This window comes from Candidatus Chlorohelix sp. (assembly GCF_037138995.1).
Classification (GTDB): Bacteria; Chloroflexota; Chloroflexia; order Chloroheliales; family Chloroheliaceae; genus Chlorohelix.
Genome location: NZ_JBAXHI010000022.1, coordinates 38341 through 54082 on the forward strand (window position 1 = coordinate 38341; position 15742 = coordinate 54082).

The 15742-nt window shown below is 46.5% G+C and carries 16 protein-coding genes; 5 read left to right on the forward strand and 11 right to left on the reverse strand.

Annotated elements, in window-relative coordinates:
- Positions 1-18 precede the first annotated feature (18 nt).
- From WCK19_RS11295 to fabZ, 8 genes are all read right to left on the reverse strand, one after another.
- A complete protein-coding gene (locus tag WCK19_RS11295) occupies positions 19-876 on the reverse strand; it encodes a hypothetical protein (RefSeq protein ID WP_342397485.1) in 858 nt (285 codons plus the stop codon).
- Between the two features lie 92 nt (positions 877-968).
- Positions 969-1466 carry a pantetheine-phosphate adenylyltransferase gene (gene coaD / locus WCK19_RS11300; protein WP_342397486.1) on the reverse strand — a complete coding sequence of 166 codons (498 nt, stop codon included), beginning with the start codon at positions 1464-1466 and terminating at the stop codon, positions 969-971.
- 14 nt (positions 1467-1480) lie between these two features.
- Positions 1481-2275, reverse strand: a complete 795-nt coding sequence (locus WCK19_RS11305) for an RsmD family RNA methyltransferase (RefSeq protein WP_342397487.1) — start codon at positions 2273-2275, stop codon at positions 1481-1483.
- 21 nt (positions 2276-2296) lie between these two features.
- Positions 2297-4924, reverse strand: coding sequence for a C39 family peptidase (locus tag WCK19_RS11310; RefSeq protein WP_342397488.1), 2628 nt, complete (start codon positions 4922-4924; stop codon positions 2297-2299).
- 11 nt (positions 4925-4935) lie between these two features.
- Positions 4936-5658, reverse strand: a complete 723-nt coding sequence (locus tag WCK19_RS11315) for a hypothetical protein (RefSeq protein WP_342397489.1) — start codon at positions 5656-5658, stop codon at positions 4936-4938.
- 10 nt (positions 5659-5668) lie between these two features.
- Positions 5669-6169 (reverse strand): GTP-binding protein, encoded by a 501-nt coding sequence (locus WCK19_RS11320; RefSeq protein ID WP_342397490.1) that lies wholly within the window; start codon positions 6167-6169, stop codon positions 5669-5671.
- 123 nt (positions 6170-6292) lie between these two features.
- Positions 6293-7498: a glycosyltransferase family 9 protein gene (locus tag WCK19_RS11325; RefSeq protein ID WP_342397491.1), complete on the reverse strand. Its 1206-nt coding sequence runs from the start codon at positions 7496-7498 to the stop codon at positions 6293-6295.
- A gap of 6 nt (positions 7499-7504) precedes the next feature.
- Positions 7505-7948: a 3-hydroxyacyl-ACP dehydratase FabZ gene (gene fabZ / locus WCK19_RS11330; RefSeq protein WP_342397492.1), complete on the reverse strand. Its 444-nt coding sequence runs from the start codon at positions 7946-7948 to the stop codon at positions 7505-7507.
- A gap of 65 nt (positions 7949-8013) precedes the next feature.
- On the opposite strand from fabZ, the gene WCK19_RS11335 reads away from it, so the two are divergent.
- A complete protein-coding gene (locus WCK19_RS11335; protein WP_342397493.1) occupies positions 8014-8391 on the forward strand; it encodes a metallopeptidase family protein in 378 nt (125 codons plus the stop codon).
- A 53-nt stretch (positions 8392-8444) separates the two neighbouring features.
- Here WCK19_RS11335 and WCK19_RS11340 read toward each other — a convergent pair whose 3' ends face one another.
- From WCK19_RS11340 to ruvB, 3 genes are all read right to left on the reverse strand, one after another.
- Positions 8445-9899, reverse strand: a complete 1455-nt coding sequence (locus tag WCK19_RS11340; protein WP_342397494.1) for an NADP-dependent isocitrate dehydrogenase — start codon at positions 9897-9899, stop codon at positions 8445-8447.
- A gap of 96 nt (positions 9900-9995) precedes the next feature.
- Positions 9996-10814: a hypothetical protein gene (locus WCK19_RS11345; protein ID WP_342397495.1), complete on the reverse strand. Its 819-nt coding sequence runs from the start codon at positions 10812-10814 to the stop codon at positions 9996-9998.
- Positions 10815-10832: 18 nt separating this feature from the next.
- A complete protein-coding gene (gene ruvB / locus WCK19_RS11350; RefSeq protein ID WP_342397496.1) occupies positions 10833-11936 on the reverse strand; it encodes a Holliday junction branch migration DNA helicase RuvB in 1104 nt (367 codons plus the stop codon).
- A 225-nt stretch (positions 11937-12161) separates the two neighbouring features.
- Here ruvB and WCK19_RS11355 point away from each other — a divergent pair, with 225 nt between their 5' ends.
- The 4 genes from WCK19_RS11355 to WCK19_RS11370 all read left to right on the forward strand — a co-directional run bounded on the left by WCK19_RS11355 (position 12162) and on the right by WCK19_RS11370 (position 15701).
- Positions 12162-12998: a HEAT repeat domain-containing protein gene (locus tag WCK19_RS11355; protein WP_342397497.1), complete on the forward strand. Its 837-nt coding sequence runs from the start codon at positions 12162-12164 to the stop codon at positions 12996-12998.
- Positions 12922-13821 (forward strand): alpha/beta hydrolase, encoded by a 900-nt coding sequence (locus tag WCK19_RS11360; protein WP_342397498.1) that lies wholly within the window; start codon positions 12922-12924, stop codon positions 13819-13821. Before WCK19_RS11355 ends, WCK19_RS11360 begins: the two co-directional genes overlap by 77 nt.
- A gap of 223 nt (positions 13822-14044) precedes the next feature.
- Entirely contained in the window at positions 14045-15466 is a 1422-nt protein-coding gene (locus WCK19_RS11365; RefSeq protein ID WP_342397499.1) for a trypsin-like peptidase domain-containing protein, read from the forward strand.
- Positions 15467-15539: 73 nt separating this feature from the next.
- On the forward strand, positions 15540-15701 hold the full coding sequence (locus tag WCK19_RS11370) for a hypothetical protein (protein WP_342397500.1): 162 nt from the start codon (positions 15540-15542) through the stop codon (positions 15699-15701).
- The last annotated feature ends 41 nt before the right edge of the window (positions 15702-15742 follow it).

Below are 15742 nucleotides of genomic sequence, written 5' to 3' on the forward strand. Positions count from 1 at the left end.
CGTTTCTAATTGAGACGATTAATCCCCGTCTTCGTTTTCTTGCTCTTGTTCTTTGGGGGGCGGTTTTGGTACTGCCCTAAGAACCGGTTGCCGGTTTGGGTTGAAGAAATTCCCGCCTTTTTCTGGAGATTTGGGGTTGGGCTGCGCCGGCGGTTTCGCCTGATTGGGCTGTGGCTGCTGCTGCTGAGGCGGGCGTTGTGGCTGATTTGATGTAACAGGCTGCTGCGGTTTCTTTGTTACATTAGGAGTAGGCTGCGCTGGTTGCCTTACGCTTTCGACAGGGGCATTAGAGTTCTTTTGAGCGACTTTTTCAGGCGAAACATACTCCGGTTTATATTGCTCTTGATACTCGTCAATTTGTTGTTGGTATTGTGCCGCCTGATCTTTAAAGCTACGCAAACCATTTTGAACCATGCCAAAGTGCTTACCCAATAAGGTTTCCAACTCTTGAAGTACCTGTACCGCGTATTGGTTAGCACCTTCTCTCATTTCTTGCGCTTGCGCCACCGCTTCATCATACATTGACTGTGCTTGCAGGTGCATCTCATCCGACTCTTCGGTGGCAACACCAATAATTATCTCGCGTTGCCGTTCCGATTCCGCCAGCAAACCCTTTTCGCTTAACATATGTTGCCGTTCGCGCTCTGCTTGCTCAATGAGGTGATGGGCATCTTCAGTGGCATCCGCTAGAATACGCTCACGCTCAAGCAAGGTGCGTTTGGCAATTTTAACTTCTTCGGGTACAGTAATACGCATTTGGTCAATCAAATCATAGCATTCCTGCTCATCAATCATAATCTTGTTGCCGGTGAGCGGAACTCTTTTGCCATTGCGTATTAGGGCTTCAAGCCTGTCAATTAAATAATCAATGTCCATGCTTGGTGTTGTAAGAGGGATAAATAATTATTTTCCATTTATGCTAATTTGTACTATACATAATTGTACAATACTATGCAACAATTATGAACTCAAGTTAGCTTAATTGGCACTGTATTATAGGCTGTGTAAAGCTTTGTGGCTATGTGAGGCGGTACCATCTGAGATACATCTCCCCCAAGCCGTGCGATTTCCTTTACCATGCTGCTGGCAATATAGGAGAAATTCTGTGAAGTCATTAAATAGCAAATCTCGATGTGAGGCGCAAGATTGCGATAATTCTGGGTTAACTGCAATTCATAATCGAAATCGCTAACAGTACGAAGCCCTCGAATAATAACCTGTGCGCCAATCTCGTGGGCGTAATGGGTAGTCAACATTTTGTAATGCTCCACCCGGATGTTAGGAACATCCTTTATAGCTTCGATAATCATAGCTTTTCGCTCTTCGGTAGAAAAGAGCAAATTTTTGACAGGTGCATCGTAAGGGGCAATTACTACTTCATCAAATATTTTTGCAGCGCGTGTTGCAATATCAATATGACCATAAGTTATTGGGTCAAAACTTGCGGGATAGAGCGCCAGTACCACAGAATTAATTCCTCCTAGTCGTTGTCAGGTGCGGTTAAAAGTTCAGTTGGTGGCTCTCCCTCCATATAAATAGAGAAAGCAGAATCGCCATGTTGGCGAAACCGGATACGCTTTAGAGTTGCAGAGGACGTATCAGGTTTTTCAGTGTCCGCGCCCCCTCCTTCGTAGCTGTCAGCCAGCGTTACGCGAGGCGAATGCCCTATTATTACCAGACCTCCCGGTTTTAGCAAACCACTTCTAGCTACATGTTGAATGGTTTCAGGAATTTTTGGGTCGGCATAAGGCGGGTCAAGAAAAATTATATCATATTTGTTATCTTCTACATCTAATATATCTATTTGCTCTGCTACCGAGTTTTGATTCTCCTCAATTTCGAGTTCCAGCGTCAAACGTGCATCCCGCCAACTACCACCCTTACGGCGATGCAACCCTCCGGTGGCGCGTTGCTTTCTTTGGCTGCTTTCACTAGAGGGTGGCGCATTTAAAAAGCTGGTTACACTGCGATTGTTAACCCGCGCTAATTGCTCAAAGTCGGTATGTTCAAGGTTATCTGAAATGATTCGGCAAGTGCCAGCGTTAACTTCTACAAAATCCGCCCACTCTGCCCCTCTTGATAGAGCCTCTATCCCGATAGAGCCTGTACCTGCGTACAAGTCGAGAACTCTGCCCCAATCCCGCTCAAGCTGTGACAGAATATTAGAAAGCATTGAATATACTGCGCCCTTGACCTTATCAGCCATAGGGCGTGTACTCATACTTTTCGGACCTTTAAGGGTATGCCCTTTGGCTATACCTGAAATGACGCGCATTATTTATCCATTCTCCAATAGTTAGCCGATTTTATCCCAGCTTAGTTTTGCTACACTGCTGCTATCTCCATTGAAATATTCCAGCACAATTGTAACAGGTCCAGACAGCGAAAAATCAAAGCTATAGGTTTGAAGGCTGCTAGGTCTCCAGTATTCATTGGGATTATCTCCGCTTGCAGCTACCCCGTTCAAGAATAGGCGGAACCCGTCATCAATCGTAGCGGTAAAGCGGTAATTGCCAGAGTCAAAATCAACGGTTTTTGTCCAACGCGCCGAAAAGTTAGTTGGGAAGATGCCGAGTTTCCCGCCTTCAAGCCCACTTGTTCCAAAGTCATAATTCAAATCCGGTTCATCACGGATAAAGCTAGGCGAACCTAACAATCCCGGATTATTGAAATATTCTGCTTTCCAACCGTTGAACTGGTCAGCCCAAGCATAGGCATCATTCGGTTGCGCTTTGCTCGTATCCCATACTATATAACCTGCTTCAAAATTGACCTGACGAAGCCCCTCAAGATTGGTGAATTCATCACTCATTACCGAACCAAGGGGTCCATTGCTACCGTTATAAGCATCTCGATATTTTGACAAGAATTGTCCCTCAATGACAAATGCCGGTTGCAGCACAGGTATAGGTGAAGCATTTGGCTGGTCGTTTCGGTCATCGAGACTGATAAGGGCTTGTCCAAAAGAGCCTCCGTTAAATTCCTGTACCCAGCGCGAGTTATCGGGGGGCGCTACTTGTGACGCAGCATTCTGTCCTGTGCCAAGCGCGGAAATACCGCCATTTCGTTTGAAAGCTGCTACGAAACGCGCTTTCTGCTCTTGCGTTGTGCCATCTCCCACAATCGCCGGCACACCATCCTGTATGGCGGGCTGTTGCGGTTGCGTTATAGGTGGTGGAGAAACTGCCGGAGGCTGCGGTTGCGTTACAGGCGGTGGAGAAACTACCGGAGACTGAGGTATAGGATTATCAACCAGCAGCATCCAAGGGCAGAACCCAAACTCCCACCAAGCGTAAATGTCGTCAGACCCGCCTTTCTTGCGCCAGTAAGGGTCATTGCAAATGAACTTGCCCTCATTGGTCAGACCCTTCACCAGAATAACATGTCCGAAGCCATGCACATTAGTACCAAGCACTACCGGCTTTCCATTACGTAGTTGCTGCTTTACCAAATCCTGATTAGGAGTAACTGAACGTGCGCCAAGCCCATGTTTGCTCACGAAATCCGCTGCCAACCCGCCATAAGCATCCCCGCCATTTGTACATGCGCCATAAGCTCCCGCCACCCAATGCCCTTTGGGGTCGGGTTGGGTTCGATTTATGCTTATGCTTCGCCTATTTGTATAAGCGTTGCTTATATACCAGCCGTAAGGACTTAAACCCCACTCGTAGTTTTCATTGCGTTGGTCGAGCAACCCATAGGCTGCTAACAACATGGTGGAAGAAGTAGGTCCACACGCCCAATTGCCGTCAAAATTTGGAGCGGTATCATGTAACTGATGAATATATGGCACACTCAGCAAAACATCAACATTGCCCCCAGCTGAGAAAGCGCTGACCCCTCCACCAATACTATCCGCTGCTATGCTGGTTACTTGTAATGAAGAATTCCAATCAATTACGGTACGGCGAGAGCCATCGCAGCCAATGAATTCAACGCCACTGCTCACTTGCGCGAAAACTCCCGAATTATCGCTCGCCCAGCAAACCACATCGAAATAGTTTACATCTGCTTGTACCGATAAAATCATCGTAGGTTGTTCAGAACCATCGGTTTTGACCGTCCACACTGTACTTCCAGCGACTTGTCCCTGTGCATCGAAAGTACGGCTGCTAAAGGCTAATAGGCTATTGTCGGGACTGGCGTTTATATCGGTTACGGCAAACTCAAGATTAACGGTATATATTTCTGCGCCGCTATTTGCATCTACTGCTCTTATGGGAGTGGCATGGTTAGATTGGAGATAAGGAGAAGGGCTAAGGCTGTAAATCAGCGCGTCTTTATCGCCTATTTTGCATAATATAAGGTTATAGGCATTATGATTAACCCCATCAAGTACATCGCTCAACAAAAACTCGTGTTCTTTAAACCCCTCAAGCGTTATTTCGGCATAAGTAGCCGCCGCTCCAACCCCGTAGCCTCTGCTGCTGATATATAGCTTTTTGCCATCAGAAGAAAACCCCGTGATACTTTCAGCATCATCCCCGTATATTTTAGTGGGCTGGCTCCCATCGAGCGGAATCAACCATATTTCGGATACAGGCTGACCGTAGGGGTCGGCGGTAGGAGTAGATTTTATCACTGCCAGTTGCGCCCCATCAGGACTCCAAACCGGGTAGCTGTAGCGTTCAGACCCGAAAGTCTGGAAAATGGCAGTTGCTTTCAGCGAAGCTAAATCGGCTAATTTTAGAATCGGGCTACCAAGCGCCCCATCTGACATCAGATAAACCAGCTTGGCTCCATCCGGTGAAAGTACCGAATCTACATTTACACTGGTAGGTAGCAAACCCAAATCCGAAGGGTCAACCGTTATTGCATGGAATACATTTATACCATTTACTATATATATACCGGGTAAGCCCCCGGTTGTAGCTACAAATGAACCACTAGCCGGTAAAGCAACGGAGGTTAGTGTATCAGACATTGGAGACTCCTTTATCTGGTAAACATTTGAGGGTAAATTATTAATACACTGAGGAACATTAGCAAAATTAGGACACACCAGAAACCTAGGATTAGGTTTCCGCTCATAATTATTATCCGCCGCGAAACTACTAGATTCTCCGAGTCATTTAGTTTAAAAACCCAGTTTCTAAGCATATTGTTGGTTTTATCTAGGAAATGCAGCCCTGTTCTGGTTGAGAAGAAAAGAAGGCACAGCAAGAAAGAGCCTAAACCTAAAATGCCGGGAAAGGAATGGTTCGACCAAGCCGCCAATATAGCCAACCCTGCATAGAAAAATACAATAGAGTTTTGCTTGATGAAATTATAAAAGAAAAAGGGAAGCAGTTTAGCATATACCACTCTTGGAATTTCTTCACCGTTGGATAAGGCGCGTTGAATTGAGCGTTCGCGTGCCTCCAACAGTTTGTGATGCACCGCAGAGGCTTCCTCTTTCAATTTTAAGGTAAGATTGGGGATTTCACCATGTTCAAAACTGATGGTTAGATAGCTAAAGGCTTTGCCCTGTTCAAATTCAACCGCTAGTATGTGGCACAAATCGAAACTTTTATAGCTGATTTTAGTGGTTTGTACCAGCATACGTTCATCGGTAAGATAGTAATGGGGAAATTGGCGGTTTGCACCTCGATAATCTTGCCCCTTCCAGAGCAAAACTTCGCCCGGCAACAGAATAGCTGTTTCTACTGAGAGGGACATAGGCGCAAACCTATTTCTTTTCAATGGATTGTATGGCTAGTTTGGCAAGCATGCTAAAGATTTGATCGACATTTTCACCGTTACGCGCTGAAGCGGTCAGATGTGGGGCGTGCGCGTAATTGGCAAATATTTCTGCCCATTTCTCTGGGAAGCGGAAACCTAAATCTATTTTGTTACCTACTACCATAATTCCGGCGTTTGGGATGGTAGAGCGGCACATATTATTCCAGACTGCCAGTTGTTGTAGTGTTTTCTCACGGGTTACATCATATACCAGCATACAGCCGACTGCGCCCCGATAAAATTCGGTGCGTTCAAAATATTCGCCTGCAATATCCCATAGTTCCAACTTTACAGGGCGACTACCAGCCATCGCTATATGCGTAGTGACATTTAAGCCAAGGCTGTGGCTATACTGCCCGCTGAACTTTCCCATGGTGTATTGCTCTACAAGGCTAGTTTTGCCTACAGTCTTTTCACCCGCTACTATCACCTTGATGCTTTGCAGCATTGCGCTTGGCTCTCTTTCAATTTTCCGGCAAAACCCACCGTGATGCTCTCTCTATACTTAAATGTTACTACTGTGTTTATCGGATTATACTCTAACCCTGCACTAGCTACAATAGTATAGTCTTTAATGTTTAAGGCTTTTTATTGCTTCCCAAACTTGAGAAACTGTAACCTTCTCGATTCCACCCTGTGCAGCGGTAATTGTCTCATATTCGTGCAAAGGTAAATTGTTTTTCCAATCGAGATTGGACGGATAAACTGCTTTTCCTGTATCGGTATAAGGACCATAGGCTACCGGATTGCTCGGTCCGAAAATTGCGATTACTTTTGTGCCACACGCTGCTGCCAAGTGCATCAAACCGGTGTCATTTCCAATAAATAAAGTGGCTTTTTCAAATAATGCGCCGCTTTCATCTAGGTTAAACATACCCACCGCATTAATTACAGATTCCTGTAAACCTTCGGGAATTGCGTACAATAGACGCTCAGCTAATTCGCCATCACCCTGTTGTAACGCTCCAATTATTATAACAGTATAACCTTTTGTTATTAGCTTTGCGGCGATTTGGGCAAAATTCTCCGGTTTCCAGCGTTTGGATTTTACCAATGTATCAGGGTTGTTGCCGCCTCCCGGATGAATTACCGCCACCGCACCTTTGCTATTCTGAAAAGCGGATAGGGCTTCCAGAAACCCTGCCACCTTGCTTTTTGCTTTATCCGATGGGTAAAACTCCATTTTTGCTGGCGTTGGGTCAAGTCCGGCGGCTCTCAGTACATCCTTATAAATTTCAGCTTCGTGCTTTATTATAGAGTTGCGTTCAAGCCGAGAACGGATGTTTAGCGCAAAACCTCGTCCTCGGCTATCAATCCCTACTCGCAGTTTTGCGCCTGCCAACCACGGTAATAAAGTCAGTAAGGGTGAGCGATCTAGGGCTATTATTGCCTGATAACGCTGCTGCCGCATCTTGCGGATAAATACCAGATATTGCTTTAGCGTAAAAGCAGAGCCGCTAACGCCTGTATCCAATATTCCATCTAGGCGCGGGCTGCCTTCCACTATTGGTTTAGCCCACGCGCTTACCGCATATTCCAAATGTGCATGCGGCAAAGCCTCTCGGAGAGCAGCAATAACCGGCGTAGTAAGAATTACATCTCCCAAACAACATGGCTTAAGGATTAGTACCCGCGCTCCGGTAGGCAAATCTTTCAAGTCTGCGCTAGACCGCTCAAATAGCCTGAACAATACTGCCAAAGCCCGGCAAACCAATGAGATTAGCTTTTCGCGAATCATGGCAAAGCGATTACGCCGGAAAGTCCCGGTTTTATTCATGGTTTTTTATGCTTGACCGGGGAGTGGTCCTAGGGCAAAGGTCATTTCCCCACGTGCGGCTATCTCGCCATCCACAGTAGCAATTCCTTGCGCTTTACCAACGGGTCCACGCACTTGTATCATTTCTGCCTCAAGTCGCAAAATATCGCCGGGGCGCACCTGTCGTTTAAAGCGTACTCCATCCATGCCGCCGAAAAAGGCGATTCGCCCTTTATTCTGCTCCATACCGAGTAACGCCACCGCGCCTACTTGCGCCAATGCTTCAACGATTAACACACCGGGCATTACCGGGTAATCGGGGAAGTGTCCTTGAAAAAACCACTCGTTATAACTCACGCTTTTAATGCCTACTGCGCGTTTACCCCATTCAACTTCTATTATCTTGTCAATAAGTAGGAAAGGAAAACGATGCGGAATAATCTTCTGGATTTCGGGGATTGTCAATTCCATTGGTAGGGTAATCTCCTTTTTGAAAAGCTTTTGCCAATTTCACTATTTTAGCTATAATCAAGCATATGAGCAAACTGGAATTTGAAAAATATGTAAAACTAGCTATCCGTAAGCTGCCGCCCCGTTTCAGAAAAGCAATGGCAAGCGGTAATCTGATTATTGTAGTACAACAACGCCCCACTCGTGAGCAACTATTCAAATTAAAGCTCAATCCGGCGGAAGAAAGCCTATTCGGTTTATATGAAGGGGTCTCGTTACCAAATCGCACACAGGGCTATAACATGGCATTACCGGACAAAATAACTATCTTTCAAGAATCGTTGGAAACGGCTTATCCAAACCCTTTAAGTCTGAAAGAACAGGTGCGCCGGACAGTTTTTCACGAAGTCGCCCACTTCTTTGGTATAAGCGATGAAGAATTGGATGCGATGGGCTGGGGATAAAAAAAGAGGCGCAATTGCTGCGCCCTTTGATTTTTGTTAAGCTATTTTTGCGCTTACTGCCCGTAGCTTTGGGTATAACCCTGTACACCATCGAAATTATATAGGCTTTCAATTTCGACAAAATCTAGTCCTGCCGCTGCGAATTTGCCGAGCAATTCTACCAAGTCGGCATGAGTCACCTTATGCCCATTGCTGGTTTGGAAGCGACAACGCCAATGGTCAGTGTTAAAGGTTTCCGCCATACCTTCGGGCCACACCTTCACCCCTCGATTGGTAATAATTTTCAGTTCCAGCCCACTAACGGTAATATTTGTCAGCTTTTCAGCCAATTCATTAGCATTTGTACCTGTCCAATCCAGAAACACATCTACGCCCACTAGCACCTTGACAGCACGCACCGATTCGATTAGGTGCATTTCATGAGAAGCTACCCCGCCCTCATCGCTGGCTTTGTAAGTTACCGTTTTGAGAGTTTCTGGATTCTGCCCTAGACGTGCAACAACCGCTTGCGCGAATTCTTTAGTGCCGACTTTTTGCTTACTTATGCCTTCAGCGTAGATGTCATAAGTATGAATACCGTCTTCGATGGTACGTAACCAAGCGTTGTGGACGCGCTCAGCCACCTTTGACTGCCCAATATGAACCAGCATCATCACCGCCCCTAGCAACAAACCGGAGGGATTCGCCATATTCTGACCAGCGCGGCGCGGTGCAGAACCGTGAATGGCTTCAAACATGGCGGCATGTTGCCCGATGTTAGAAGAACCTGCCAAACCTACCGAACCCGCGATTTGAGCCGCGACATCGGATAGTATATCGCCATACAGATTGGGCAATACAATCACGTCAAAGGCTTCCGGCGTATCTGCCATTTTGGCTGCGCCAATATCCACAATCCAACTTTCGTTTTCAATATCTGGATATTCTTTGGCAACCTCATCAAATACTTTGTGGAATAACCCATCGGTCATCTTCATAATATTATCTTTAATGAAGCAAGTAACCTTTTTGCGATTATACAACTGGGCATATTCAAAGGCGTATCGAATGATTTTTTCGCTACCGGGGCGGCTGATGAGCTTGAGGGATTGCACCATTTGTTCAGTTTGGCGATGCTCAATTCCGGTGTAGAGGTCTTCTTCGTTCTCCCGAACAATCACAATATCCATGCCGGGATGTTTGGTATCCACAAAGGGGTGATACGCCACGCAAGGGCGCACATTAGCATAAAGACCAAGCGCGTTACGAACCGTCACATTGAGGCTTTTATAGCCGCCACCCTGCGGCGTGGTGATGGGAGCTTTCAGGAAAACTTTGGTGCGGCGGATTGATTCCCACGCTTCCGCTTCTATACCGGCATTGTTGCCGCTCAAATAAACCTGCTCACCCACAGCCACTTTCTCAATTTCGATTTCTGCGCCCGCTTCGAGGATAATTTGAAGGGTAGCATCCATGATTTCGGGTCCAATCCCGTCACCATGCGCTACAGATATGGGAGTTTTAGACATTAGAACCTTCTCTCCTGCTCCTAGTAAAAATGAGGTGTTTACAATTTTAATATAACACGCACTGTTTCTTCACACAAATTGAGCTTGACAATGATGTTAATAGGTTGACAGCAAATCTTTCCATTTGGTTGCCGCTACGCTATTCTTACCGGTGCGGTCAGTATCGGCATGCGCCAGTGTAATTTCGTAGCTGACCCCATCCATTGTGGTAATAGTTAAAGTATCCTCGCTTTGCTTGACCGTGCGAATGTTCTTACGGGGTAGTACCAACAGACTTTTCCCGATTCTGATAGCAGGGTTTGGTCTTTTTTCTTTACCGTAGGTTATAAGATAAAGGGGAGTTAGCAGCATTAATCCAGCTTCGGGCGAAAATTCATGGGTTTCGCTGAGTAGGCGCAGACGCACCGGCTCAGGTCCTTGCACTGGCTTTTCAATAGAATTACGAGCTAATAACCGTTCAAATTCGGTTCTATCCTCTTTACGGAGCATGGAGGCATGCACAAGTATTGTCTCAAATTTCGATAAGATGCGGATTCCATTAGCGCCCGCCGGGTCTAGCTTGAAGCCAGCTTTGCCATAACTGAGTTGCTCGTAATCGTAACAGACAGCTTTTGTCTGGGACAGGTCGAACTCAGCCATTTTTTTTGCACCGTTTTTTGCATACAGACTATTATTTTCATGTACAAGAGTTGTACCTGCCACCACTATGCTGATATACAGAGCGGTCATTAAGCCGATGACGCTCAAACCGACCAACAAAAGACCCAACAGCGCAAGTAGCGTGAAAGTTATCGGTGTGGTACTAATGAGCAATGCGCCTAATCCTAGCAAGGCTATGCCGAAAAGAATTAAGAAAAGAGCATTGAAAATTAGCTTTACATAACGGTTAGGTACAAAGCGGAAATTAAATGCCAAGGTCGGTTTCTCCTAAATTTATTCGTCAGTTGGGGAATCCCATAGGGTAGATTGGCGGGTTGCAGTTGGGGTAGTATCGGAATCTATTAAACCAAGTCTTTCCCTAGCGCGTGCCGTAGGCTTACGCTTCAGGTGGTCATACGCGCTCTGGGTAACGATGCGCCCACGCGGGGTACGCACAATGAAGCCGAGTTGCAGCAAATAGGGTTCGTACACATCCATTATAGCATCGGTTTCTTCACTGGTAGCGGCAGCAAGCGTTTCTATACCTACGGGTCCCCCATCGAATTTATCAATCAATGCCGTTAGGATGCGCCTGTCTCCATCGTCCAGCCCTAAGTCATCAACGTCCAGCATATTGAGCGCGTCTTGCGCCACTTTGCGCGTAATATGCCCTTCCGCGCGAACTTGCGCGTAATCCCGCACACGTTTTAGCAAACGGTTAGCCACACGGGGAGTACCTCTCGAACGGCGGGCAATTTCGGCTGCGCCTTCCGCATCCATCGGAATCCGTAATATCACGGCGCTGCGTTGGATTATCAATTCCATTGCTGCTTGCTCGTAAAAATCAAGTCGGTAAACCGCCCCAAAACGGTCACGCAAGGGCGAGGTCAATAGCGCAAGGCGGGTGGTCGCGCCGATTATGGTAAAACGCGGCAATCTAAGATGGATAGTCTGTGCGCTGGGTCCCTTCCCGGTAACAAGGTCAACCGCGAAATCTTCCATTGCCGGGTATAGCACCTCTTCAATGGTACGGTTCAAGCGGTGAATTTCGTCAATAAACAGGATGTCCTCACGCTTAAGGTTGGTTAGTATCGCCACCAAATCTCCGGCGCGTTCGATGGCGGGTCCGCTGGTGATTCGAATATTTACGCCCATTTCAGCAGCAAGAATATTACTCAGCGTAGTTTTACCAAGACCGGGAGGCCCATAAAATAAAACGTGGTCAAGCGGTTCTTTCCGAGCTTTGGCAGCCTCAATCAATATTTGTAGGCTACCCTTAATTTTATCTTGCCCTATATATTCGGCAATAGTGCGAGGGCGCAAAGTAGCTTCAAAGGCACGCTCTTCCGGGCGTTTCTTAGCAGAAATTGGTCTTTCGTTGGTTTCGGAATCTGGCATTGGGAAAATTTTATATCTTGTTATATAATTTTTTTTGTAACTACTCAGCCTGTACGAAAAGGGGTGCAGGGGAAACTCCCCGCTGAGGTAAATAGGGGTGTCCCCTATACACCTTCCCTCCCTTTTCCCCCTTCAAGGGGTTAGTGGGTGAATAGTTACTTTTTTTAGTATAATGCTATAATTATAGCGCGTTTGTTCATATTTGTCTCGCAGAAATATATAGGAATGACTGATAAACACTTTCAGACAATTTCAAATCGCTTGAGCAAAAGCTATCAGCTTCTAGCTGAAGTAGAACACCGCTTGAAAAACCCGCAAGATGAACCATCCCAACGGGCAAGTTTGCTCAAAAGCAAACAAAAAATAGAAGAGCGTATTTCTGAATTAGAAATCACCTTGCTATGCCCCCTCAAACCTATGATGCCCGATAAAGCATTTCATTCACCCTCCTTTGAAACCCTAATCACCTACCTAGAAGATTCTGACTCGGCGCTACGTTTCTGGGCTTTAGGCGAATTAGTCGTATCTAACCAACAACAGGCTTATCCCTACCTACTCAAATCCTTGAAAGACCCTGACCCTGAAATTAGAGTTACGGCGGTTGAGGCGCTTGCCCATTTTGGACGCTATGCCGTAAAACCCTTGCTGGCATTATTTTCAGATCGCGATTATCGGGTGAGAAATAACGTAGTAACCGCGTTGGCTTGCATTGGACCTACTATTTTGCCCTATCTTATTAATATACTCAAGGATGAAATGGTGGAACGGCATGTGCTAGTAGTTGCTACATTGCGCGAAATCGGTCCTGTTATTTTACCGCAATTGCATGAAATGTTACGCTGGCCCTATTCTAACCTAGTCTATTCGATTGTTACCGTAATTGGAGATTTGGGTAATGACGAAAGCCTGAGCTTGCTTCAACCATTGGCGGATGGGCAGTGGCAGCCTACCAGTTGGGGAGCTTCTATTAGCGAAGCCGCTCGAAATGCAATTCGCAAAATCCGCCGAAGAAAAACCATGCTTGAATCCGGTAAGAATCCCGCTAGGGATGAGGATTTCTAGCATGTATCAAGCCAACTCAGGCAAAGTGCAGGTTGGGGCATTAAAGCTCGCGTATGAGCAAGTTACTCCGGCAGAAACGCAGGGCAATCTTTTGTTGCTCACCGGGCTTGGCGCAACCAAAGCCGCTTGGTATGGGCATCTTACCGCCTTCGGGCGACAATACAGAACCGTTGCTATGGATTATCGGGATGCGGGCGGCAGTGATAATTCATTGGAATCTTACACTACGCGGGAGCAAGCGCACGATGCCGCAGCGGTTATTAATGCGCTAAATCTCGCCCCTTCCCATGTTATCGGGGTTTCGATGGGCGGCTATGTGGCAATGGAACTGGCTTTAAGCTATCCTGAACTGGTAAGCAGCCTAGTGTTAGTATGTACCAGTGATGGCGCACCCTCTAATTTACCGCCTACCTCACAAGGGCTTGCCGCGTTGGAATGGTATCCCGGAGAAGATGGCGCAGCTTTTCTCCGGCGCAGTTACCCTTTAATCGTTGCACCCGGCTATTTCGATAAATACCCCGAAAGATTGCAAAAACTAATAGAAGGCATGGCAAAAAATATAATGCCGTTTGAGAATTACCGACGGCAAAAAGCCACGATTCTGAGTCGCAACCTATATCCGCGAGTGTGCCAACTGGACAAGCCCACGCTCATTTTACATGGAGAGGATGACCCGGTTTCTCCGCTGGAAAACGCGGTTCAATTGGCGCAGCACATCCCCCACGCAAAGCTAATCACCTACCCTGACTGCGGTCATCTGATAACTATGGAGAAAAGCCGCGAATTTACCTCAGATGTTTTGGCTTTTTTAAAGCAAAACTAACACAGGGCATATCAAAACCCCTCTTACCCGCTTAACTTTAACGCCAACCCTTCAGATTTCTATCCAATTATTGTGGAAATAATACTTTCTTTGCAATTGGATAATACCTTTTTACAAATTACCAAATCTTTTGAAATATCTATTAGTTAAAATGGAAGTGTAAAGAAATGCAAGCAGTATGCGCGAACGAGGTTTAAGCAATCTAAAATGAAAGACAATTATTATGAATTATAATAACGAAATTCCAGCGCGGGAGGGGAACGAAAGCTTCTCGCCTTATCCTGAAAAATATAACAATAACGAAATAGCACAACCAGCCGCTGAGATGGGCAATACAAGTCAGGCTTATTATGGCTACACTCAGCAAACTGCAAATTGGTATAATCCTATACCACAGAATCAGCCCGTCCCAAAACCGCGCAAGACCGGAAAAGCCCTACGGCTAATCATGATGCCTGCGCTGTTCTTGCTGGCATTGTTAATGGGTATGGCAGCTTCAAACATATTCCTGAACGTAAATAATAGCTCTAAACCCTCCGGTTCAGTAGCTATCGTAAACAATACTAACACCAACCCGGCAAAAGTAGTTCCGGCAAGCCTTTCCACTACTGCGGCAGGACAATTAACCGTCACCCAAATCTCAGAAAAAAATCGTCCGGCGGTGGTACAGATTACTACTATGCAAAATGCGACTACCTCCACCCGGAGTAATCCATTCAGCGGAAACTCAAGCACAACCCCTACCCAAACCGGAGTTGGCTCTGGCGTTATCTATGATGCCGCTGGCTATATTCTTACCAACTACCATGTGGTAAACGGGGCGGATTCGCTTATCATATCGCTACCGGACGGGCGTTCCTTTGATGGTACAGTGGTAGGAAAAGATATGCAAACCGACCTCGCCGTAGTTAAGATTGACCCTGCCGGCGCAAGTTTACCAGTGGCGGAACTTGGCGACTCATCACAGCTTAAAGTCGGCGATGGAGTAGTAGCAATCGGTAATGCGTTGGCGTTGCCCGGGGGACCTACCGTCACTGCCGGAGTAGTTAGCGCACTTGACCGTAGCGTAACTGAACCAAGTACATCCGGTAGTAGTAGCAGTCGTGGTACTACTTCCAGTGGTCCCCAACTTTATGACTTAATTCAAACCGATGCCGCTATCAATCCCGGCAATAGCGGTGGCGCATTGCTGGATATGCAAGGCAAAGTAATCGGAATTAATACGCTGGTAGCAGGACAGGCAGAAACGGGCTATCAGGCAGAGGGAATCGGCTTTGCTATCTCTATCAATCAAGCTAAGCTGATAATTGATCAACTGGTAGCGAATGGCAAGGTAGAGCATGCCTTCTTAGGTATCTCCTTCCAACCCCTAACCCCGGCGCAAGCTAAAAAGCTTAGCCTTGCTACCGGTCAGGGTGGGTCGGTTGTGATACAGGTACAGAGCGGTTCACCAGCAGCTCAAGCGGGAATCAACAATGGTGACGTAATCATCTCGATTGACGGGCAAAAAATAATCGGCGAATCAGCTTTGGGCGAAATCATCAGCCAACACAAGCCCGGAGACAAAGTTAAGCTCGAAATCATTGGCAGTAACTCCCAGTCACGGACTGTAGAAGTGACTCTCGGATTGCGAAATTCAGCCTAACTTCTTAACCTTCTTTTCTCTCTTCTAAAGACCGGTATCTCTAGAAAATATCTAGGGCGACCGGTCTTTCTTGATGGGCAGTAAAGCTACTTTCCAAAAGCCACAAGCAGTTCGTCATAATCTTGCAAAACCGCCTCGCATAATTTATAGAGATGGGCAGGGTCGGTATGAGAAACCAGATTCCGGTATCAAGCTGATAAATTACTGCGATGGATTTGTTGAGACAGTGGTCTAGGTTGTGTCTTCTCTCAAAAAAGCTAGGGAAAAAGAGGGGAT